Annotated in this window: 14 protein-coding genes; 5 read left to right on the forward strand and 9 right to left on the reverse strand. The window is 64.7% G+C overall.

Features of this window, described 5'->3' with window-relative positions:
- The first annotated feature begins 28 nt into the window (after positions 1-28).
- Positions 29-649 carry a molybdopterin-dependent oxidoreductase gene (locus A9762_RS20165; protein WP_069343795.1) on the forward strand — a complete coding sequence of 207 codons (621 nt, stop codon included), beginning with the start codon at positions 29-31 and terminating at the stop codon, positions 647-649.
- Positions 650-660: 11 nt separating this feature from the next.
- On the opposite strand, the gene A9762_RS20170 is transcribed toward A9762_RS20165, so the two are convergent.
- Positions 661-2,796, reverse strand: a complete 2,136-nt coding sequence (locus tag A9762_RS20170) for a triacylglycerol lipase (RefSeq protein ID WP_069343796.1) — start codon at positions 2,794-2,796, stop codon at positions 661-663.
- Entirely contained in the window at positions 2,793-3,746 is a 954-nt protein-coding gene (locus A9762_RS20175; RefSeq protein ID WP_240493645.1) for a DUF4105 domain-containing protein, read from the reverse strand. The genes A9762_RS20170 and A9762_RS20175 overlap by 4 nt, the downstream gene beginning before the upstream one ends.
- A 169-nt stretch (positions 3,747-3,915) precedes the next feature.
- Between A9762_RS20175 and A9762_RS28645 the strand changes: the two genes are divergently transcribed.
- Both A9762_RS28645 and A9762_RS20180 read left to right on the forward strand, forming a co-directional pair.
- Positions 3,916-4,212 (forward strand): hypothetical protein, encoded by a 297-nt coding sequence (locus A9762_RS28645; protein WP_139133311.1) that lies wholly within the window; start codon positions 3,916-3,918, stop codon positions 4,210-4,212.
- A gap of 79 nt (positions 4,213-4,291) precedes the next feature.
- On the forward strand, positions 4,292-4,960 hold the full coding sequence (locus tag A9762_RS20180; RefSeq protein WP_069343797.1) for a hypothetical protein: 669 nt from the start codon (positions 4,292-4,294) through the stop codon (positions 4,958-4,960).
- 15 nt (positions 4,961-4,975) lie between these two features.
- On the opposite strand, the gene A9762_RS20185 is transcribed toward A9762_RS20180, so the two are convergent.
- From A9762_RS20185 to A9762_RS20215, 7 genes are all read right to left on the reverse strand, one after another.
- Positions 4,976-6,460, reverse strand: coding sequence for an efflux transporter outer membrane subunit (locus A9762_RS20185; protein WP_069343798.1), 1,485 nt, complete (start codon positions 6,458-6,460; stop codon positions 4,976-4,978).
- 119 nt (positions 6,461-6,579) lie between these two features.
- Entirely contained in the window at positions 6,580-9,873 is a 3,294-nt protein-coding gene (locus A9762_RS20190; protein ID WP_069343799.1) for an efflux RND transporter permease subunit, read from the reverse strand.
- A complete protein-coding gene (locus A9762_RS20195; protein WP_069343800.1) occupies positions 9,870-13,040 on the reverse strand; it encodes an efflux RND transporter permease subunit in 3,171 nt (1,056 codons plus the stop codon). Before A9762_RS20195 ends, A9762_RS20190 begins: the two co-directional genes overlap by 4 nt.
- A 52-nt stretch (positions 13,041-13,092) precedes the next feature.
- A complete protein-coding gene (locus A9762_RS20200) occupies positions 13,093-14,376 on the reverse strand; it encodes an efflux RND transporter periplasmic adaptor subunit (RefSeq protein ID WP_069343801.1) in 1,284 nt (427 codons plus the stop codon).
- A gap of 430 nt (positions 14,377-14,806) precedes the next feature.
- Complete coding sequence (locus A9762_RS20205; RefSeq protein ID WP_069343802.1) at positions 14,807-15,811, reverse strand: sterol desaturase family protein; 1,005 nt, start codon at positions 15,809-15,811, stop codon at positions 14,807-14,809.
- A 12-nt stretch (positions 15,812-15,823) separates the two neighbouring features.
- Positions 15,824-16,879 (reverse strand): cytochrome D1 domain-containing protein, encoded by a 1,056-nt coding sequence (locus tag A9762_RS20210; RefSeq protein WP_371443123.1) that lies wholly within the window; start codon positions 16,877-16,879, stop codon positions 15,824-15,826.
- 156 nt (positions 16,880-17,035) lie between these two features.
- The gene (locus A9762_RS20215; RefSeq protein ID WP_069343803.1) at positions 17,036-17,614 is read right to left on the reverse strand and encodes a PadR family transcriptional regulator; all 579 of its coding nucleotides are present in this window, start codon (positions 17,612-17,614) and stop codon (positions 17,036-17,038) included.
- Between the two features lie 157 nt (positions 17,615-17,771).
- On the opposite strand from A9762_RS20215, the gene A9762_RS20220 reads away from it, so the two are divergent.
- Positions 17,772-19,793, forward strand: coding sequence for an NADPH-dependent 2,4-dienoyl-CoA reductase (locus A9762_RS20220; RefSeq protein WP_069343804.1), 2,022 nt, complete (start codon positions 17,772-17,774; stop codon positions 19,791-19,793).
- A gap of 212 nt (positions 19,794-20,005) precedes the next feature.
- Positions 20,006-21,781, forward strand: coding sequence for a diguanylate cyclase (locus tag A9762_RS20225; RefSeq protein ID WP_170836287.1), 1,776 nt, complete (start codon positions 20,006-20,008; stop codon positions 21,779-21,781).
- The last annotated feature ends 116 nt before the right edge of the window (positions 21,782-21,897 follow it).

The following is a 21,897-nucleotide window of genomic DNA, read 5'->3' on the forward strand; positions in this document are numbered from 1 at the left end:
CGTCGTGCCATCCGCTTCTTCCTTCGCCATGAAAAAACGTCAATTCCTAGCCGGTGCCGTGGCACTGGGCGCATCGGTGCCCGTGCTCGCCAAGCCGGGCGTATCGAGTGTATCGGGGCCTTCTGCGGGGGCGTCGTCCGCCCCGGTGTCGACGCCGCTCGTCACGATTTCCGGTGCGATCGAGCGCCACAATCGCGGCCCCGTCGATCCGGCACTGGATCAACTGTTCCACAAGCAACTGGTGCAATTCGATGCGGGATATGCGCTCGACTTCGCCATGCTCACGCGCATGTCCGCCCAGACGATCCGTCCGACGCTCGAATACGACGCCAAGCCGCATACGTTGCGCGGCCCGCGTCTGGCCGACGTGCTTACACAGGCGGGCGCGCCGTCGAATCCGGCAACGCAGGTGCTGCTGCGCGCCATCGACGGCTACGTCGTGGCGACCACACTGGGGCAAGTGCGTGAGTACCGGTTCCTGCTTGCCACGCATATCGACGACAAGCCGCTCGCGCTGGGCGGACTCGGGCCGTTGTGGGCGGTGTATGACCCGGCTGCGATTCCCGCACTGGCGGGCAAACCGCTCAAGGAGCGGTTCACCCTTTGCCCGTGGGGCGTTTATCACATTCAGGTCAACGCGGTGTCCTGAGCTGCGATCGCTCAGCGCGACGTCGGGCGGCCCGGCAGCGACGGGGCCAGCGGCGGGGGATCGATGGGCTGGAACGGGTTCACTCGCCCCGGCAGTTTGACGGGATCCAGTTCGTCGACGTCTTCATGCAGGATTCGGCGGATTTCCAGAATGGCCTGCGGCGTTTCCTGCACGCTGTGGCCGGCCACGATCACCCGCTCGGACTCGGCACCCGCGAGATGCGCGCTGGTGTAGGGCACCACGCCGTCGCTCGACGCTTCGAGCGGCCCCTGCGCACTACGTCGCGCAATGATCGAGTGGTACTGCACCGCTGGCGATATCTTCAGTCCGGCGGCGGCCATCACGTACGGATCGTTATCGCGCAACTGATCGATGCTGTTGGGCACGTAACGTGTCTTGCCCTCGGACGGGTTGTCCTCCGAGCCGGTCGCGTAGTGCAGCACGTCGTCGATGCTCGAGAGCAGGGTGACGGGGAGTTTGATGAGGTTCGAGACCCAGCGTCCGAGCCGGTTACGGGCGAACGGCGTGCCGCGATGCGGCGCGGCAATGAAGATGGCCCGCTCGAATTGCGGTACCGGCCGGAAGTCGAACAGCGGGTCGAGCCGGTCGCGGGCGCGATCGATCTGTTCATCGTCCAGGTGATATTGACTCTGGAATGTCTCCCACAAATCGTCATCGGAGCTGGAAACCATCAACCGGGCGATCACGCCGCCCATGCTGTGCCCGATGATCACGGCATTATGCGACGCCGCAGACAGGCCGTCCGGATCGAAGTTTTTCAGCGTGGCCGCGAATGCGTTGCGAATGGCCATCGCGTTCACGAGGATCGGCGAATTCGTCGGGTAATAGACCTGCCAGACCTGAAAATGCTCGCGCAGCGTGGCGTCGCCCTGAATCTCGTTGGCCAGGTTCACCCACGCTTCGGGGCTGCTCGCCAGGCCGTGCAGCATCAGGATCACGCGGCGTCCCGGATCGAACGGCTGCATCAGATAGATGTGGGGACGCACGATGCCCCGGTCGCGCCCGAACAGGGTGCGCAGCGATTGCTCGGCAAAGCCGGACCGCGCGAGCCAAAGACCATAACCGGCGGTGAAGTTGCCCGCGAGCGGCACCAACTGATGGTTGAGCTCGACAGACGTCTGCCGGTAGGGGTCGTAGACGACCAGCGTGGCGACCTGTGTCGTGAGCACTTCTTCGAGGGTCGTGCCGTTAAAGCGCAGCAACAACGTGAGCGAGGGTGAGGGCATCTCACTGAAGACAGGGCCGGCGTTGGGATCGGTAGCACGCCGGAAGTCGCGTGACGCGCGGCTCTCACGGGTGCTCAGACCGCCGCGCGAGCCGCTGTCGTCGTTGTCATGATCCTCCGGCCCCGTCGCAGCATCGCCGCGCGGCGCCGGGCTGCGGGTGGTCGCGGAGAGTGCATCGGCGGCGGACTTCTCGTCGAGCACGGCGACGAGTTCTGCGCCGAAGCCATCGCGTCGATACGGGCTGCGCAGCCCCGCGAACGATAGCGTCGAGGCGGGCAGTACTTCGCGCGGCTGGGTGCGGTTCCCGGCGAAACGCACGCTGCTGGAATCCACCGGCAACGTCCACCCGGCAATCTTGTCGCTGCCCGTTTGCTGTACCCGGCGGAAAAGGGCGACGGCGAAGTTCTGCACGGCGTAGTTGTAGTAGTCGCGCACCTGCGTCTGCCGGTCTTCGAACGCGCGCTCGCTCGACGGGCGGTCGCTATAGAACAGGTAGGCATAGGAGTAGCGCGCGGCGCGCAACCACAGGTCGAACTGTGCGTCGTTCCATTGCTTGTCGCCGGGAGACGTCTGCGCGATGGCGAGCTGCATCGAGATCTCCGCCATGGCCGCCAGTCGCCGGTCGACGTCGATTTCCTTGGCGCGGCCCAGCGCATCGATACAGTCGAGCGACGTTTTGGCGCAGATCGTTTCGTCCAGTCCGGCCACCCGGATCGTCTGGTCGGTCGAGGTACTGAGCTTGCCTGTGGACAGAATGTCACCGCGCTTCATGGCGATGTACTGCTCCGGGCCGAGGGAGCGGACTTCCACCATTGCGCAGCCCGAGAGAACCGTCAGCCAGAGGACGGCGGCCAGCGCACCGGCACGACGAAGCCCCGATTGCGTGCGAGCGGACCTCATGGCTTCACCGTCGGATCGTCGCCCGGCACGCCCTGACGGATGCGTGTCGAGAAGTCCGGTGCGTCGCCGGCGGCCAGCGCCCGCTGCATGAAATTGCCGCGCTCATGGAGCTGGGCGTAGGTGAAGCCAGGCGTCAGGCCGCCCTGATCGTAGGCGTATTCGGCGAAGTAGCCGGACAGCAGCAGGCGGTAGTCGAGGGGTAATCCGGGCGCGATGAGCCGCGCGATCTCGAAGACGATGGTGGTGCAGTTGCTCGTGAGCGTGTTGTACCAGGCTGGCTCGCTGCGCAGTTCGCGCGCGCGTGCCAGATAGCCTAGAAACACCTCGCGTAGGGCTTTCGGCGGAATGTTCAGTCGGTAGAGGTAGGTCGTCTCGCCGCGCACGTTGCTGCGCACGCGCAGGATGTCGCGCTCGTCGGCCGCGACCAGCGTCGCTTCGAAGTCCTTGAAGAATCCGCCGACGGCCGAGAACTTCTGCCCCTGCTTCTTGCGGATCTCGATGGAGAACACCACGCGCTTGCCGTCGGAAAATCCGAACGACACGAGCGTGTGCGCAATCGCGGGACCCATCCAGTAAGACAGGACCAGATCGGCGCTGACGAGCTTGTCGAGGTCGTATTCGCGGGTTTCCCAGCGGGGAGTGAAGTCGGTTTCGGTGCGCCATTCGAAGTTGCGCACGTTATGCAGTGTGACGCGCGAGCCGTCGATCTGTGAATCGAGCAGTTGTGCCACGTCGGCAGCCCAGTTGCGGTCGTTGGACGGGCGGATCGTTTGCCACCACCCGATGAGCAGAATCGCGGCGATCAGAAAGCCCAGCGGCCAGCCCCGGAGCGGCACGCCGGCGCGCACGCGCAGCAGTGCAACGAGGGCCGCGACACCGAGCAACACCCACAGAGCGATGACGAGATAGCGCACGAGCGTCGGGCCGGGGCAGCGGTAGGCGAGGGCCATGGCCCCCCAGGCGCAGACGCCCAGCACGAGCAGGGCGAGAAAAGCACGTAGCACGTACACGTACCACGCGATGTGATGGCCGGCGAGCGCGTCGCCGGCGTGGGATTGCAGATGCACCATGATTCGCAGAGTTCGATCCGGGGTGGCCGCCGGTTAATGTTTCAGCCCTATGGCAGGTCCGATCGCCGTGCGACCGGGCTACGGTATCGATAGCCGCTTGGCCCAACCCGTGCGGCGCACCACCCATTTTTTCCTGTTCAGCGTCGAAGAATACCAGCAGACCGGCCTCAAGGACTTCCAACGATTTACCTTTATCGAGCGCCGAAGCGCTGAAGGTCGTCTGCATGAACGGCACATAGGTGCAGAAGCGCTGAAGTCTCAGGCAGGCCGCGCAACGCGTGCCGGACGTTACAATGCGTGCCCCATCGGCCGGATTTCAGGCCTTACGGTTAAGGAGACGTCATGAGGCTCAGGTGTTGAGGCGCCCCGGGATGGCGCTTGCAGCGGCGGGATCCCCATCATTCGCCCCAAAGGGGCACCGGTCCGTGCGCGCGCTCGCATGGGGCGTGGCGCTCGTCGGCGTCGCGGTGGGGCTGAGTGCCTGTACGACGCGCCCGTTTCAGCCTGCGCCACCGCTCTACACACTGTGGGCGAAGCCCGGTGTCGATGCGTCGGGCGTGCGAAGCGCGATGCTGGCCTGCGGATTTCCCGATGCGGCACACGTCGAGCCGAAGGACATGACGCTCAACGACTATGCCGGCGCGCAACGCTGCATGATCGACCGGGGCTTTCGCTATCAGGACCGCCGAATCGTCTGCACGGATTTCCCGCGTCTGCCTGCCTGCGCCGGTTTGCCGCGAGGCAAGACGTTCGGCACGGACCCGGATTTCGATCCGTCGACGCTAGCCTCGACATCCTCTGCACAGACGGTTCAGCCCGCCTACACCTACTGGACACGTCCGGGCGACGACATCGCCGCAGTGAAGCGGGAGATGACGGCCTGCGGCTACACGGAATTGAACATGCCGTCAGACGTCATGCCGCTCAACGACATTGCCGCCGCGCAGTTGTGCATGCTCGACAAAGGGTTCCGGTACGGTTGGCCGTCGCAGGCGCTGCTCTGCAAATCGACACCTTCGCTGCCGGCCTGTCGTGGCAAGGCGGTCAATGTGCAGCGCTGCTGTGCGCCACCGACACCGGCCGGACAGAAGTGACGACGCGTCATGTCGTCACTTTGCGGCGGACGTCGCCTGATTCGCGGGTCCTGACGTCGCTTTGGCGTCGGGAAGCGCGGGCGGCCCGTTCTGTGCCAGCGCGTCGTCCGACCACCCGCCACCGAGATCACCGATGAGCGACGCCGCGGCCAGCAACCGTGATTCCTGCACATTCAATGCGTTTTGCCGCGTGGTGAGTTGCGTCGTCTGCGCGGTGACGACGGTCGTGTAATCCACCGTGCCCGCCTGATACTCGCTCATTGCGATGCGGGCGCCTTCCGTCGAGTCGCGCACGGCTTCGTCGAGCGTCTGCGCCTGCTGTTCGAGGATGCGCAGCGATGCCAGATCGTTCTCCACACCCTGCAATGCCGTGAGGACGGTGCCCCGGTAATTCGCCACGGCCGCGTCGTAGGCTGCGCGCGCAGCATCGACTTTGGCGCTTCTTGCGCCACCATCGAAAATCGTCTCCGACGCACTCGCGCCGAGCGACCACACGTAATTGGCAATCTTGAACAACCCCGCGACGGGCGCGGCGGACAGCCCGTCCGTGAGCGACAGCGTGATGTTCGGGTAGTAGGCTGCGAGCGCAACACCGATGGCCGCGTTCTGTGCGGCCATCTGGCGCTCGGCGGTCGCGATGTCCGGGCGCCGCTGAAGCAGTGTCGACGGCAAGGCGATGGGCACGTCGGGCAGGCGCGGCAACGCAGTGCTGTGCGGAATCGTCAGCGATTCCGGATTGCGGCCGACGAGCACGGCGATGGCATGGGCATACTGCGCCCGCGAAATGCCGAGCGCGATCAGACTGGCGCGGGCGTTCTCCAGTTGCGTGCGTGCCGTAATGATGTCGGACGGCGGCACCGTTCCGGCCCGGTCCTGAGCGGCCACGACCCGAAGGTATTCCGTGTAGGCGGCGACGGTTTGCGTCAGCAGATCGATGTTCGCGTCGGTGATGCGCAAGTCGATGACGGCATTGGCGAGCGCGATCTGCTCGGACAGCGTCGCATTCGCGAGCGTGGCCTGACTGGCCTGCGCGGTGGCGTTACTTTGCTCGATGGAGCGCCGCACCTGTCCCCAGATGTCCGGCGCCCAGCTCACGCTGGCTTCGGTCGCGGCCGAGCTCACGATGTTCGCGCCGTTACGCGAGGCCAGTGCCGCGGACGTGCTGGCGCCGCCGCTGCTGCCGCGCGAACGGCTGGCCGAGGCGTCGATGCCGAGCGTCGGGAACAGCCCCGCGCGGGCCTGACGCACTTCGGCGAGCGCCTGCTGATAGTTGGCGTAGCTTTGTCGCACGGTCTGGTTGGAGACTTCAACCTGCGGCTCCAGCGTGTCCAGCAGCGGATCGTGGAAGGCCGTCCACCATTGGCCTTTCGGCCCTTCGGCGTCGGGACGCGCTTGCGTCCAGCCAGCCAGTTCGGTGTAGTGGGTCGGCATATCGACGAGCGGGCGCTGATAGTCCGGGCCGACAGCGCAGCCGGCCAGTGACGCGAGCCCCGCCAGCATAGCGGCGCAGGCCAGCGTCACCTGCGTCGGGGATTTACGCGTACGGGGTGAAGTGCGTGAAGCGAGTGAAGTGCGCGCAATAGGCGCCAGGGGCATGCGATATGCCTTTGCGAACCAACTCATGATCGAACCTCCGGGCCGGGATCGCGATGCCAGGGCAGGCGCGTGGACCAGCGTGCGAGCCGCGCGCGCAGGCGGTCCAGATACAAGTAGATGACGGGCGTCGTGTAAAGCGTGAAGACCTGGCTCAGGAGCAGGCCGCCCATGACCGTGACGCCGAGCGGCTGGCGCAACGACGCCCCCTGACCCAGCGCGATGGCGAGCGGTACGGCGCCGAGCACGGCGGCGAACGTCGTCATCATGATGGGGCGCAGCCGCACGACCGCGGCTTCGTGAATGGCCTGCTTGGCAGGCATGCCGTCCCGGCGCTGTAATTGAATGGCGACGTCGACCATCATGATGCCGTTCTTCTTGACGATGCCGATGAGCAGAATCATGCCGATCAGCGCGATGACGGAGAACGGGGTGCCGAAGATCAGCAGGGCGAGCGTGGCGCCGATGCCCGCTGACGGCAACGTCGAAAGGATGGTCAGCGGGTGAATCGTGTTCTCGTACAGCACGCCCAGCACGATGTACACCACACCGAGTGCCGCGAGGATGAGCAGCGGCACCGTGCCCATCGACTGCGAAAACGCCTGTGCCGCGCCCGCGAACGCGCCGTGGATGGAGGCGGGCATGCCGATGGCGCGCGCGGCGTCGTCGATGGCGACCTGCGCCTGACTCAGCGAGCCACCCGCCGGGAGGTTGAACGAAACGGTGGCCGCGACCATGCCGCCCTGATGGTTGACCTGCGTGGCCGTGTGCCGCGCCGTGAAGCTCGCGAGCGCGGTGAGCGGCACCATCGTCTCGGGGGCCGTGCTGTCTGCGCTTCCGCTGGAGTTGCCTCCCCGGCTGTTCGAGATCGCGTTGTTCTGCTGGTTGGCCACGGCATTGGCGTTGAGCGCATTGGTGCCCGAGGCCGCAGACTTCGCGCTCGCGCCGCTGACGGTCTTGCCGGACATCTGCGTCTGCCCCGTGCCGCTGGCGTTACCCGCGGCAGTGCTCAGATAGATCTGGTCGAGCGAGTTCGGATACTGCCAATACTCGGGCGACACTTCCATGACGACGAAGTACTGATTGATCGGGTTGTAAATCGTGGAGACGGTGCGCTGCCCGAAGGCGTCGTACAGCACGTTATCGATCTGGTTCGGTTGCAGATTGAAGCGTGCGGCGGTCTGACGATGCATGTTCACGTACATCTGCAAACCGTTCTGCTGGAGATCGGTGTTCACGTCGAGCACCGTCTGCCGATGCTTGCTCAACTCGGTGACGAGCTTCGGCACCCACTGATACAGCGCCTGCGCATCGTCGCTCGTCAACGTGTACTGGTATTCGGCCGCCGACTGTCTTCCGCCGATGCGCAAGTCCTGCTGCGCCTGCAGGAACAGGCGCGCGCCGGAGACGCCATTGAGCTTGGGGCGTAGCCGGTTGACCACCGCTGCCGCCGACAGGTGCCGCTCGGCGAGCGGCTTGAGTTGCACGAACACGGTGGCGGAGTTGAGTGAACGTCCGCCGGTGAAGCCGGCCACGGAGGCCACGGCGGGGTCGGTCTGGACGATGGTCTGCAACTGTTCCAGCTTCTTGCGCATGGCCGGGAACGAGATGCTCTGATCGGCCATGATCTGACCGATCAGAATGCCGGTGTCCTGCTCCGGGAAGAAGGTGGCAGGCAGCAGCCGGAACAGGAAGAGATTGCCGACGAGCAACCCCAGCATCACCAGACCGACGAGACCGGCATGGTCGAGCACTGCCGTGAGCGAGCGCGCGTAGGCGTCGCGAAAACGATCGAACTGGCGGCCGATCCACGTCGACCACCGGGCCTGCGAGACGGCCGACTCGCGGGTGAGCACATAGGCGCACAGCGTCGGCGTGACCGTGAGCGAGATCACCATCGAGATCAGGATCGCGATCGACAGGGTGACGGCGAATTCGTGGAACAGCAGGCCGACGATGCCCGGCATGAGCAGGATCGGCAGGAAGACGGCGATCAGCGACAGGCTCATCGACAGCACGGTGAAGCCCACTTCGCCCGCGCCTTGCAGGGCGGCTTCCTTCGGGGGGACGCCCAGCTCCAGATGACGCACGATGTTTTCCATGACGACAACCGCATCGTCGACGACAAAGCCTGTCCCAATGGTCAGCGCCATGAGGGAGAGGTTGTCCAGACTGTAGCCGAGCAGGTACATCGGCCCGAAGGTGCCGATGATCGACAGCGGCAGGACGACCGCCGGGATCAGCGTCGAGTTCGCCGAGCGGAGGAACACGAACACCACGCCGATCACGAGCAGCACCGCCAGCACCAGTGTGCGTTCCGTATCGCCCAGCGACGCCTCGACCGAGACCGAGCGGTCCAGCGCCACGTTGACCTTGATGTCGTGCGGCAGCGTGGCTTCGACCAGCGGCAGGATCTTGCGGATCTGCGACACCGTCTTGACGACATTGCTGCCCGGCGACGGATAGACGATTACCAGGACTGCCGGGTGGTTGTTGAAGAGCCCGGCATTGCGGATGTTCTCGTTGCTGTCGCGCACGAGCGCCACGTCGCGCAGCAGCACCGGCGCGCCGTTACGATAGGCGACGACGAGATCCTTGTAACCGTCGGCCTTGCTGATCTGGTCGTTCGAGGTGACCTGAAAGCGCTGATCGCCCTGATCCAGATGGCCTTTGGCGCTGTTCGCGTTGGCGGAGGACAGGGCAGCGCGCACGTCCTCCAGTCCGATCCCGTAACTGTTGAGCTTGCCCGGCTGCAATTCGACCCGTACCGACGGCAACGCACCGCCGCCCACCGTGATCTGGCCGACGCCGTCCACCTGGGAGAGTTGCTGGAGGATGACGGAGTCGGCCGAGTCGTAGAGCTGTGCGGTCGTGAGCGTGGCGGACGTCAGGGCAATGACCATGACCGGCGTGTCGGCCGGGTTGAATTTGCGGTAGCTCGGATTGCTGCGCAGCGTGCTCGGCAAGTCCGCTCTGGCGGCCTGAATCGCGGCTTCGACATCGCGCGCCGCACCTTCGATATCGCGCTTCAGACCGAAGACGACCGGGATCGAGACCGAGCCGACGGTGCTCGTCGAGGTCAGTTCGGTCACGTCGGCGATCACCCCGAGTCGGCGTTCTAACGGCTCGGCAACGGTCGACGCCATGATCTCGGGGCTCGCGCCCGCCATGCTCGCCTGCACGGCGATCACCGGGAAGGCGACGTTGGGCAGCGGCGCCACGGGCAGCCGCAGGTACGCCAGACAACCTGAAATCAGCACCGCAACGGCCAGCAACGTGGTCGCGACCGGGCGCTTGATGAACAGGGCCGAGAGGTTCACGGCTGGTCTCCCGTATTCCCCGGGTCTTGCGTGCCCTCCGGCTTGTCCGAGGTGCCCGGTCGGCCGGCGGCTAACTGCTTGCGCCGCTCCCGGCGCTCACGCACGCGCGCGGCGAGCCGGTCGAAATACAGGTAGATGACGGGCGTGGTGAACAGCGTGAGCAACTGGCTGAGCGTGAGCCCGCCGATGATCGCGAGCCCCAGCGGACGCCGCAGTTCCGAGCCGGTGCCCGAGCCGAGCAGCATGGGCAGCGCGCCGAGCATGGCCGCGAGCGTCGTCATCAGAATCGGCCGGAAGCGCAGCAGCGACGCCTCGAAAATGGCCTCACGCGGTGGCTTGTGCTGCGAGCGCTCGGCGTCGAGAGCGAAGTCGACCATCATGATCGCGTTCTTCTTGACGATGCCGATGAGCAGCACGATGCCGATGATGCCGATGACGTCGAGATCGCTGCCGGTGAGCATCAGCGCCAGCAGGGCGCCGATACCGGCCGAGGGAAGGGTCGACAGGATGGTGACCGGATGGATGAAGCTCTCGTACAGCACGCCCAGCACGATATAGACGGCCACGAGCGCGGCCACCAGCAGATAGACCTCGCTCGAGAGCGAATCCTCGAACGCCTGCGCCGCGCCCTGAAACGACGATGCCACCGACGGCGGCAGATGCACCGCCTGCTCGGCGCTACGGATTTCCTTGACGGCGCTGGAGAGCGAGGCGTCCAGCGCCAGATTGAACGACACCGTCACTGCCGGGAATTGCTGCAAATGGCTGATCGCCAGCGGCGTGCGCACCACCTTGAGTTGCGCGATGGCCGAGAGCGGCACCTGACCGCTCGCGCTCGTCTGGCTCGGCAGATAGAGGGTGCCCAGCGACTGGATCGTGTTCAGCGAGTCGGGCTTGGCGACAAGAATCACCCGGTATTGTGCCGACTGCTGGAAGATCGTCGACACGATGCGCTGGCCGAGCGCGTCATACAGGGCATTGTCGATGGTCGCGGGCGTAATGCCGTAACGCGCCGCCAGTTGCCGGTTCACTTCCACCTGAATCGACAGGCCGCTGGTGTCGAGATCGCTCGCGACGTCGGTAATGGACGAGATCTGCTTCAGGCGGGCGATGAGCGGTGGCACGTACTGCGCGAGCGTCGCCTGATCGGGGCCGCGCAGTACGAACTTGTACTGGTTGGGCGAAACCGTGGTGTCGAGCGTCAGATCCTGCGCGGGCTGCACGTAAAGCTTGATGCCGGGCACCTTCGCCGTGGCTTGCTGGATGCGGCGGCCGATCTCGACGGCAGTCTCCGAACGGTCGTCGCGCGCTTTCAGGTTGATGAGGAAGCGGCCGTTGTTGAGCGTGGTGTTGATGCCATCGATGCCGACGTACGACGTGATCGAGGTGACGTCGGGGTCTTGCAGCACGACGTCGGCCAGCGCGGTCTGCCGCTTGACCATCGCCGCATACGAGACCGAGTTGTCCGCGACGGTGATGCCTTGCAGCACGCCGACGTCCTGCACGGGGAACAACCCCTTCGGAATCACGATATAGAGCACGACGGTGAGCACCACTGTGCCGATGGCAACCATCAGGGTCAGGAACTGGTGGTCGAGTACCCATCGCAGGCCGCGCTCATAGGCGGCGAGCGTCTTGTCGAAAAGCCGCTCGCTCACCCGCTCGAAACGGCTGGGGTGCCGTGCCTCCTGCGCGCGCAGGATCCGGGCGCAGAGCATCGGCACGACGGTGAGCGAGACGATCGCTGAAATGACGATGGTGACGGCGAGTGTCACGGCGAATTCGCCGAACAACCGCCCGATGACCCCACCCATGAAAAGCAGCGGGATCAGCACGGCGATCAGCGAAATCGTGAGCGACATGATCGTGAAGCCGATCTGACCGGCCCCGGCCAGCGCGGCTTCCAGCGGCGCCATACCGGCTTCGAGGTAACGCACCACGTTCTCGATCATGACGATAGAGTCATCCACCACGAACCCGGTCGCGATGATGAGCGCCATGAGCGAGAGATTGTCGATGGAATATCCCAGCTCGTACATCACCGCGAGTGTGGCGATCAGCGATACCGGCACCGAGATGCTCGGAATGATGGTCGCGGGCACGTTGCGCAGGAACACGAAGATGACGGCGACCACGAGCACCACCGCGAGCACGAGTTCGAAGGCGGCGTCGCTCACCGATGCGCGGATCACGCCCGTGCTGTCCGAGACCACGCTGACTTTCATGCCGGCGGGCAGCGTCGCTTCGAGTTGCGGCAGCGCCCGCTTGATCTGATCCACGGTGGCGATGACGTTCGCCCCCGGCTGGCGCTGGACGTTCAGCACGATGGCCGGCGTCTTGTTGAACCAGGCCCCGCGCTCGACGTCCTGTGCGGCCTTCGCCACGTGTGCGACGTCGCGCAGATAAACAGGATTACCGTTCTGATAGGCGATGACGGTATCCAGATAACCCTGTGGATCGGTGATCTGGTCGTTGGCGTCGAGCGTGTAGTCGAGTTCCGGGCCGTCGAAATTGCCCTTCGGCTGGCTGACGTTCACGTTGGCGAGCAAGGTGCGCAGGTCGTCCAGATTCAGACCGTAGGCGGCGAGCTTCTGCGGATCGGCTTCCACACGCACCGCGGGGACATTGCCGCCCGCCAGCGTGACCACGCCGACGCCCGCGACCTGCGAGATCTTGGCGGCGAGGCGGTTGTTGGCGGCGTCCTGAAGCTGGGTGAGCGACAGGGATGACGAAGTGACGGCCAGCGTCATGATCGGCTGATCCGCCGGGTTGACCTTGGCGTAGGTCGGCGGCGCGGGGAGTCCGCTGGGGAGCAGACTGTTCGCAGCGTTGATTGCCTGCTGCACGTTCTGCTGCGCGACGTCGAGATTGAGCGCCAGATCGAATTGCAGCGTGATGACGGACGAACCCTCGGCGCTGTACGAAATCATCTGCTGCAACCCGGGGATCTGCCCGAGTTGCACTTCGAGCGGTGCCGTAACCGTGGTCGCCATCACTGAAGGGCTGGCGCCGGGGTAGAACGTCTGGACCTGAATCGTCGGATAGTCGACGCTCGGCAGCGACGACACGGGTAGCACCCGCACCGCCACGAGCCCGACGAGGACGAGCGCGATCATCAGCAGCCAGGTCGCCACCGGACGCAGGATGAAAAGTCGCGAGAAATTCATGAGCGCGTGCCTTGGGGCGTCGGATCAGGCCAGATGGCTCGCCGTGGGCGGGTCATCGGGACGAGGGGCTTGAGGCGGCAGATGCACTTGATGCCCCGGAGGCATCCGCATTCCGATGTCGCCCCTGACGTCCCTCATGCGCCCCGGCGGGTTCGCTGGCCGCCGCGCCGCTTGCCGCGCCCGGCAAGGCAATGTGCGCGCCGTCGCTCAGTCGATCCATCCCGTCGGTGACGACCGTCTCACCGGCGTTGAGACCACTCGTGACCACCGTGTGCTTCCCGTCGCTTGGTCCGATGGTGATCTTGCGCAACGATGCCGTCTTCTGCGCCGTGACGACATACACGAATTCCCCCGGTGCGCCGCTTTGCACCGCGGGTGTGGGCACGAGCATGGCGTGATCGAGCGTGTCGACGAGCAGCTTCACGTTGACGAACTCTTGCGGGAAGAGCACTTCGTCGTCGTTGGCGAATCGGGCGCGCAGTGTGACAGTGCCTGTCGCCGTCGCCATCTGGTTGCTGACTGCGTAGAGCGTGCCGGTGGCGAGTTGCTCGGTGTTGTCGCTCGAATAGACGGTGACCGCCAGCGGTGTCCCGGTGCGGTAGCGTTTCATTACCGCCGGCAGGGCATTCTGGGCGACGGTGAACTCCACGGTTGTCGGTTTGACGCTGGTGATGACCGCGATGCCGGTCGTACTGGTGGTGCTCACGTAGTTGCCGGGATCAACGAGGCGCAAGCCCACGCGGCCCGAGACCGGCGCTGTGATCCGACAGTAGGTCAGGTCGAGTTCGAACTGCTTGATGTTGGCCAGATCGGCTTTCACGGCGGCTTCGTCCTGCGCCACGGTGAACTGTTGATCGGCGTACGTCTGCTCGGCAATCGCCCGCTGTTCATGCAGTTGCGTGTAGCGCGCGAGATCGGCTTTGGCCTGAGCGAGGGCCGCACGGTCCTTGGCGAGCTGTGCCTGAGCCTGTTCCTTGCTGATTTCGTATTGACGCGGGTCGATCTGTGCGAGGAACTGGCCCTGTTTGACGTCTTGTCCTTCCTGATAACCGACCTGCGTGAGGTAGCCGCTAAGCTGCGGCAGGACCGTGACGGTGGCTTCGGGCGTGACCGTGCCGAGCGACGTGATCGTGACCGGCATGCTGCCGTATGTCACCTGTGCGACGGAGACGATTTGCGGAGCGACATTGCGCCGTGCGGCTGGCCGGTGCAACAGGTGCCATGCGATCCATGCCACGACCAGCAGGATGACGATGCCGATCCACAGCGCGGTGCGCCGCCGCTTCGGGGGCGCCGGTTGCTGGGGTGGCACTGCTGTGTTGGACGTTTGCTCCATGGCTGCCTCCGCCTGATGACCTGCCGGGATATCGAGCCGATTCCCGGACGGGGAGGCCACGTTTATCAGTCTAGCGACGAGGGAGTCGGACTTGGTATCAGGCGGGGGTGTCCGAGGTTACGGCGTGTTACGCGCGGCCTGGCGAAACGAGCGATGGGGGGCATGACGAAGCGGACATCGCGCGCGGTGCGCTCGATGCCCGTCTGAGAACGTCGAAATGCAAAAAACGAGGGGGAATCGCTGGAAAATCGTCGTAAAAGCGCCGATTCTGCGGATTGGGGAAGGGGCAAGCACGCCGGATGGAGAGGCAGGAGGAGGGGCGCGATCCGGCGATTCTCCCCCTGTTACATCGTGTTACCGCAGCGCCGCCGGTAAGCGGCTGGAAGGCATTGCGTCCTTCGTACCGGGTGGCGAACCACCCGGGCGGGGCTCAGACCGGCTGACGACCGGACGTCCGGCGCGGCACGATGCGTTTGGCAATGCGCCCGAGCGCACGCACCTGTTGTGCGATCACCCCGATGCCATAACGGCGCGAACGGCCTTCCGGTGCGGGCAACTGGTCGCGAATGCCGGTCGGCTCGAGGGTGCGCTCCCACGACGCCGTGCGGAACAGCATGTCCCACCACGGGAACAGCACCCCGAAGTTGCAGCCGTAGCGCGTGCCTTCATGTCCGTAGCCGATGGCGTGGTGGCGACGGTGGAACGTCGGGCTCACGATCAGGCGTTCGAGCACCGGGCCATACGGCAGACGGGCGTTCACGTGCTGCACGCTTTGCAGGAAGTTACCCACGGCCACGAGTACCACATACTGCGCGGGTTGCACGCCGATGAAGAGGGCGATGGCCGCGAAGAAACCGGCTTGCAGGATGTCGTCGAGGAAGTGATTCCGGTCGTCGGACCACAGCGACATCTGCTGCTGGCTGTGATGCACGGCATGCAGCTCCCACCAGACGCCGAAACGATGTTGCCAGCGGTGATACCAGTAACCGGCAAAGTCGAGCACCGTCAGGTACATCAGGAACGACACGATCGGCTGATCCGTCACACCGGGGTACAGGCCATCGAGATCGACGCTCGGCAGCCCATGGATCACCATCTGGCTCTGCAACTCGTTGAAAACCGGTTGCAACACCACGAAGAACAGCAGATTCAGAATGCCGAGCTTGGCGATCCAGGTGTAGATGACGTCCGAGCGAACCTGTTTGCGGTCTTGCCACTGTTCGAGCGGGCGCAGGGCTTCGAGCGGACGCAACAGCAAGTACGTCAGGCCGACCTGCAAGACGCCGATGATGACGAGATAAAGGGCGTCGTAGATATCGTCGTCGTAGCCCATCAGATTGAAGTGGAACAGCAACGGCTGCACCACATCCACGTAGATGAGCGTCTGGGCGGCAGAAATGCCGCTATCGACGAAATTGATGGCTTCCTGAATCATCTGTCGGCCCTGTCAGTCCGGGTTCGGCGAGAGAACCGGAGCACGCTCGGCAAAATAGATGCCGTGCGGCGACCGGTTGACGGCGATGGTATCGACCAGTTTGCGCGTGGTCAGGTCGATCACGCCCACGTGGCGCGCAAATCGGAACGTTACCCAAAGATAGCGTTTATCTGCGGACAATTCCATATCGTCCGGCCCCGGCATCAGACCGGTGATGTCGGCAACCTTGGTCAGCGTTTCGTAATCGATGATGCTGATGGTGCTCTCGACCCGGTTGCTCACGGCAATGTGGCGGCCGTCGGAGAGCGAGCGGAAGTTGTGCGCGCCGCGTCCCGTCTGAATGCGTTTGACGACTTTCTGCGTGCGCCAGTCGACCACTGCGACGTCGTCCTCGCCAGTCATGCCAACGAGCAGATACTTGTCGCCCGGCGTCATCCACAGGCCGGCCGGCGTCTTGCCCACCGGCATGCGCCATTTGACGCTCTGCGTCGGCAGGTCGATCGCGACCAACTCGCCCGAATCCTGCAACGTGACGAACACCGTCTTGCTGTCGGACGAGAACGTCATGTGGCTCGGCGTCTTGGCCAGCGGAATGCGCTTGGCCACCGTGACGTTTTCACCGTCGTAGTGATACAGATCCACGCGATCGAGGCGCAGTGCCGCGGTGACGAACCACTTGCGGTCGGGCGAGAAGCCCAACTGATAAGGATCGTCGATGTCGGCGACCTGACGCTGGAACTTGCCCGTGTTCGGATCGAGGAACATCAGGCTGTTCGAGACCGAGTTGGCCACGATCAGCGAGCGTTTGTCGGGCGTGATCATCAGGTGATGCGGCTCTTTGCCCGTGGGCATGGTGCCCACGACCTTGTGCGTCGCCTGATCGATCAGCGAGAGTTGCGCGGCGCCGGAGTCGAGCACGATGACCGTGCCGGCGTGAGCGGACGAAACTGCCAGGGGGAGCGTAGCGGCAACCAGCATCGACAGCACCGTACGCTGGGAGGCAGCGCGGGCACGGCTGGCAAGCCAGGAAAGCGTGGAGGGCTTGAGGGGCTTGAAGGAGAACACCATGAATGCCTAGGGTGGGGCGAAAAACGGCGACGTTCGCCGGTCGGCCGGAATGTCCGGCCTGGACACCTGCTTAACGTCGATTCTCACGTTAAACGCGCCAGACACCCCATCCGTTGACAAGAAAATGGGACGAATTCCTATGTCGCGCAGCCCACGTCAGGTGGCCTGACGGGCTTCGGTCACGGTGTCATCCCATTGCGCCAGCAACTGCAGGGCTTCCCGTGTCCAGTCGAGCCATCCCTGTTCGTAACGCACCCCCAACCGGAGGATGTGGCGTTGCAGCGCGGCCTCACGGGTCAGGGGCCTGCCGGTTTCATCTGTCGGAAAATCCCGGGCTTCGATGGCCTGATACGCCGCCAGTTTCTGCGCATGGAGCGCTGAGCGGCGCTGCAATTCGGGCACCAGACCGAGCGGGCCGATAGCGGCGTCGGCCCGCAACCGGACCATGAGGTCGTCGCGCAGATCGGCAGGTTCCGTGGTCGTGGCCACCCAGGCGAGCAACTCGTCCCGCCCGGCGTCGAGCACCCGGTAGACGCGTTTGCGTGTGCGACCGCCGTCCGGGGCTGCCGCCGAGTCGATCCATCCGGCCGTCTCCATGCGCGCCAGTTCGCGGTAGATTTGCTGGTGCGTGGCGTGCCAGAAGAATCCGATGGACTTGTCGAACCGGCGCGCCAGGTCGTATCCCGAGTAGGGCTTTTCCAGTAGCGAGGTCATCAGGGCGTGGGCGAGCGGCATGCCCGCTAGTCTAGGGACTCTAATCGCACTATGCAACGTGTTGCATAGTCGCTCGCGCGCTTAGAATCGTCGAACTATGCAACCGGTTGCATAACCGGAACAAGACCAGCCTATAAGAGACCCCACGGCACCCCGCCGAACGATGAGAGAGACAACGATGAGCGGCTATCCCCACCTGATGCAGCCCCTGGATCTGGGTTTTACCACGCTGCGCAACCGCGTGCTCATGGGCTCGATGCACGTCGGGCTCGAAGAAGCCCGTAACGGCTTCGCCCGCATGGCCGAGTTCTACGCCGAGCGTGCCCGCGGCGGTGTGGCGCTGATGGTGACGGGCGGGATTGCGCCGAACGAGGCGGGGCGCCCGTACGCCGGTGGCGCGAAGCTCAGTACCGAAGACGAGGCCGACAAGCACCGCGTGGTGACCGAGGCGGTACACGCGGCGGGCGGCAAGATCGCCATGCAGATTCTGCACTTCGGTCGTTACGCCTACCATCCCGATCTCGTGGCGCCCAGCGCCCTGCAGGCGCCCATCACGCCGGCCAAACCGCGTGAACTCACCGCCGATGAGGTCGAAGCGACCATCGAGGACTTCGTGAATTGCGCCGCGCTGGCGCAGCGCGCCGGGTACGACGGCGTGGAAATCATGGGGTCCGAGGGGTATCTGATCAATGAATTCATTGCCGCACGGACCAACCATCGCACGGATGGCTGGGGCGGCAGCTTCGAGCATCGCATGCGTTTTCCGGTGGAGATCGTGCGACGGGTGCGTGAGCGCGTCGGGCGCGAATTCATCATCATCTATCGACTGTCGATGCTCGATCTGGTCGAAGGCGGTTCGACGTTCGACGAAGTCGTGAAACTCGCGCGTGCCGTTGAAGCGGCCGGTGCGACGCTGATCAACACCGGCATTGGCTGGCACGAGGCCCGTATCCCGACGATTGCCACGAGCGTGCCGCGCGCGGCGTTCGCGTGGGTGACCGGCAAGCTCAAAGGACATGTCGGCATTCCGCTCATCACGACGAACCGCATCAATACGCCTGACGTCGCCGAGCGAATCCTGGCAGACGGCGAAGCCGACATGGTGTCGATGGCGCGTCCGCTGCTGGCCGATCCGGAGTTCGTGAACAAGGCTGCCGCAAATCGTGCCGAGCACATCAACACTTGCATCGGCTGTAATCAAGCCTGTCTCGACCATACCTTCAGCGGCAAGATCACGTCGTGTCTGGTCAATCCGCGGGCCTGTCACGAGACGGAACTGCGCATCGAGCTGGCCGGACGCAAGCGTCGTGTGGCGGTCGTGGGCGCCGGGCCTGCCGGTCTGGCCGCCGCGACGGTCGCTGCCCGGCGCGGCCACGACGTCACCCTGATCGAAGCGGAGGCAGAGATCGGTGGTCAGTTCAATATGGCCAAGCGCATTCCCGGCAAGGAGGAGTTCTTCGAGACGCTGCGGTACTTCCGTCATGAGCTTGCCGCGACCGGGGTAACGGTCCAGTTGAACACGCGCGCGACGGTCGACTCGATCGTCGCCGGCGGCTACGACGATGTCGTGCTGGCCACCGGTGTCGTGCCGCGCACGCCCGCTATCGACGGCATCGACCATCCGAAGGTCCTGAGCTATATCGATGTCCTGCGCGGCGGGGCCGCCGTCGGCAAGACGGTCGCCGTGATCGGCGCGGGCGGCATTGGCTTCGACATCGCCGAGTTCCTCACGCAATCGGGGGAAAGCGCCACGCTGGTACCCGAGAAGTTCTACGCGGAATGGGGCATCGATCCGTCATACGCACACGCCGGTGGCCTGCGTCCCCCGGTGCCGGAGACGTCCCCGCGCAAGGTCTATCTCATGCAACGCAAGACCTCGAAGGTCGGTGATGGGCTGGGCAAGACCACGGGGTGGATTCATCGCACGTCGCTCAAACATCGTGGCGTCGAGATGATTCCTGGCGTGACGTATCGCCGGATCGACGACGAGGGCCTGCACGTCACGATTGACGATACGCCGCATGTTTTGTCCGTTGACAACGTAGTTTTGTGCACAGGGCAGGAGCCGCTTAGGGAACTGGCCCAGGGGGTGCGGGACGCCGGTGTGCGCGTGCATGTCATTGGTGGGGCCGACGTGGCGGCGGAACTCGATGCCAAGCGTGCCATCAAGCAAGGTACCGAGGTGGCGATCGACCTATAAGTTTAGGGAGCCACGCGGGGGGCGGCATATCGTTGTGCGACAATGACGCCTCGCGAATCCCGCCTGCGGAAGGTGGTTTTGCGATGCCAAGCGTATGTGCCAAGTGCCGGGCACGACGTTTCCGCGGCAAGCTGCGGAGTGCCGCCGTCACGGTGTTTGCCGTCACGGCCTCAGTGGGAGTCTCTACCGTGTGGCCGACGGTGCCATCGTCAATGAAGCGCAAGTTACTTTCGGCCGGTTCGCTGACCGGCCGTCTCCGATTGCAGAACCTCGCCGTCGTCTGCGCTGTCGTCATCCTTTGCAGTGGTCTGCTGACCTGGGCCTGGGGCGCGTACCGGCAGGCCAGCGATGCCGCGCTTGCGCTCGATGCGTTGCGCGCCACGTTGCTGGCGATGGAAAAGGCGTCCGCCGAACGCGGCCCGGCCAATGCGGTGCTGGGCGCAGATCTCCCACTACCCGATGCCTCGGTCACTGCGTTGCGCAATGCCCGCGAAGCGACTAACGCACGTCTCCAGGAATTACTCGTGGCGCTGTCGTCCGACGGCTGCCAACAGTGCGCAGGCAGCTTGCGCACGATCGAGCGGGCGCGGCTCGATCTTGCTGCCGCGAGTGCCAACGTCGATCAACTGGTGCAGCGACCGCGCGAGATGCGCAGCGACGCGGCGGTGCGTGACGCCGTTGACCGCATGATCCGTGTCATCGCCGACTTCACGCCGGTAGCCTCATCGCGCATCGACATCGTGTCGCAAGGCGCGCCCGGCGCACTGCATTACGTCATCCTTGCCCGGCTCGCGGCCGAACTGCGCGAGTACGCCGGCCAACTCGGGTCGCACTTCACCGCTGCACTGACGACCCGTCAGACCCTCACCGAAGCCGACCAGCGCACCATCGAACGTACGCTCGGTCGCATCGACCAGCTTCGCGACATGATCTCGGCGCGCGTGATCGAGCCACCGGAACTCGGTCCCGCCACGCTCAATGCCCTGAACACGAAATACTTCAGCGGCGGTCTGCATTACGTAGCGACTGTGCGTACGCTGGCCGCTCAGCCGCAACCGCCGTCGCTTACGACGGCCGAGTTTGCCAGCCGCTATGTGCCGACGATGAGCGCCATCACCGATTTTCGCGACGCCATGTTGATGCGAGCACAGCGCAAGGTCGAAGCGCAACGCTCGCAGGCGCTTCGGTGGCTGTGGTTCACGGCGGTGGGCGAAGGGCTTCTGGTGCTCGTGACCGTCGTAGTCATGCGTAACTTCCGGCGTACCGTGGTGCTGCCGTTCGAGGCGGCCACGCGTTTCGTCGACGCACTCGCGCGAGGCAATCTGGACGCTTCCGTCCCGGGCGACGGCTTACCCATGAAGCACCCGCAAGTGATCTCCGTCTTCGATGCGCTACGTGTGCTGCGGCTCAATGCCGTGGAGTTGGTGCAATTGCGTCGGGAGCGCTCGCGACTGCTCGGCGAGCTGGAGCTGAGCGCGGACACGGACCCGCTGACCCGCCTCATGAACTGGCGTGCCTTCGAGCGTCAGGCGCAAGCGTTGTGTTCGACGGCTGCGCCGGGCCATATCGCGCTGATCAAGTTCGATATCGACAACTTCACGCAGATCAACGCGGCCTGGGGACATAAGACGGGCGACGACGTGCTGCGTCGCGTGGGTGCGGTATGTCTGAACACGTGTCAGCCGGGAGACGTCGTAGCGCGGCTTGGCGCAGACGCCTTCGTCATCCTTGCGCGCGTACTGGACGAGTCGCGCGCCCGGCAGTTTGCAGAGCTGCTGCGCGGGCGCATCGAAGCGACGGCATTGAAGTTACCCAACGAAGAAGTGCTGCCGCTCACCGCGAGCTTCGGAATTGCGATGGCAGAGTCGGTGACGTTCGACGCGGATGGCGCACCCACGAGCGAGCCCACGAACGTGTCTGCATTACTCAGTCAGGCGGAGCGTCAACTGCACGCCGCACGACAGGCGCGACGTCACGCCATCGATTAAGGCGTGGGGCGCCACCGACTTGCGCGCCCCAGCACTTTTCATTCCCGGGCGTTTCGATCCATGGCGCCGGTCGAACTCATCAAACCACTTAATCCGGTCACCCCGATCGCCCCGGT

The organism is Pandoraea sp. ISTKB (assembly GCF_001721285.1).
Classification (GTDB): Bacteria; Pseudomonadota; Gammaproteobacteria; order Burkholderiales; family Burkholderiaceae; genus Pandoraea; species Pandoraea capi.

Excerpts from the sequence above, each read along its gene's own strand:
- A9762_RS20200 (WP_069343801.1), bottom strand. The coding sequence starts at position 14,376 with ATGGAGCAAACGTCCAACACAGCAGTGCCACCCCAGCAACCGGCGCCC.
- A9762_RS20170 (WP_069343796.1), bottom strand. The coding sequence starts at position 2,796 with ATGAGGTCCGCTCGCACGCAATCGGGGCTTCGTCGTGCCGGTGCGCTG.
- A9762_RS20210 (WP_371443123.1), bottom strand. The coding sequence starts at position 16,879 with ATGGTGTTCTCCTTCAAGCCCCTCAAGCCCTCCACGCTTTCCTGGCTT.
- A9762_RS20195 (WP_069343800.1), bottom strand. The coding sequence starts at position 13,040 with ATGAATTTCTCGCGACTTTTCATCCTGCGTCCGGTGGCGACCTGGCTG.
- A9762_RS20205 (WP_069343802.1), bottom strand. The coding sequence starts at position 15,811 with ATGATTCAGGAAGCCATCAATTTCGTCGATAGCGGCATTTCTGCCGCC.
- A9762_RS20220 (WP_069343804.1), top strand. The coding sequence starts at position 17,772 with ATGAGCGGCTATCCCCACCTGATGCAGCCCCTGGATCTGGGTTTTACC.
- A9762_RS20215 (WP_069343803.1), bottom strand. The coding sequence starts at position 17,614 with ATGCCGCTCGCCCACGCCCTGATGACCTCGCTACTGGAAAAGCCCTAC.
- A9762_RS20175 (WP_240493645.1), bottom strand. The coding sequence starts at position 3,746 with ATGGCCCTCGCCTACCGCTGCCCCGGCCCGACGCTCGTGCGCTATCTC.
- A9762_RS20225 (WP_170836287.1), top strand. The coding sequence starts at position 20,006 with ATGAAGCGCAAGTTACTTTCGGCCGGTTCGCTGACCGGCCGTCTCCGA.
- A9762_RS20165 (WP_069343795.1), top strand. The coding sequence starts at position 29 with ATGAAAAAACGTCAATTCCTAGCCGGTGCCGTGGCACTGGGCGCATCG.
- A9762_RS20185 (WP_069343798.1), bottom strand. The coding sequence starts at position 6,460 with ATGCTGGCGGGGCTCGCGTCACTGGCCGGCTGCGCTGTCGGCCCGGAC.
- A9762_RS28645 (WP_139133311.1), top strand. The coding sequence starts at position 3,916 with ATGGCAGGTCCGATCGCCGTGCGACCGGGCTACGGTATCGATAGCCGC.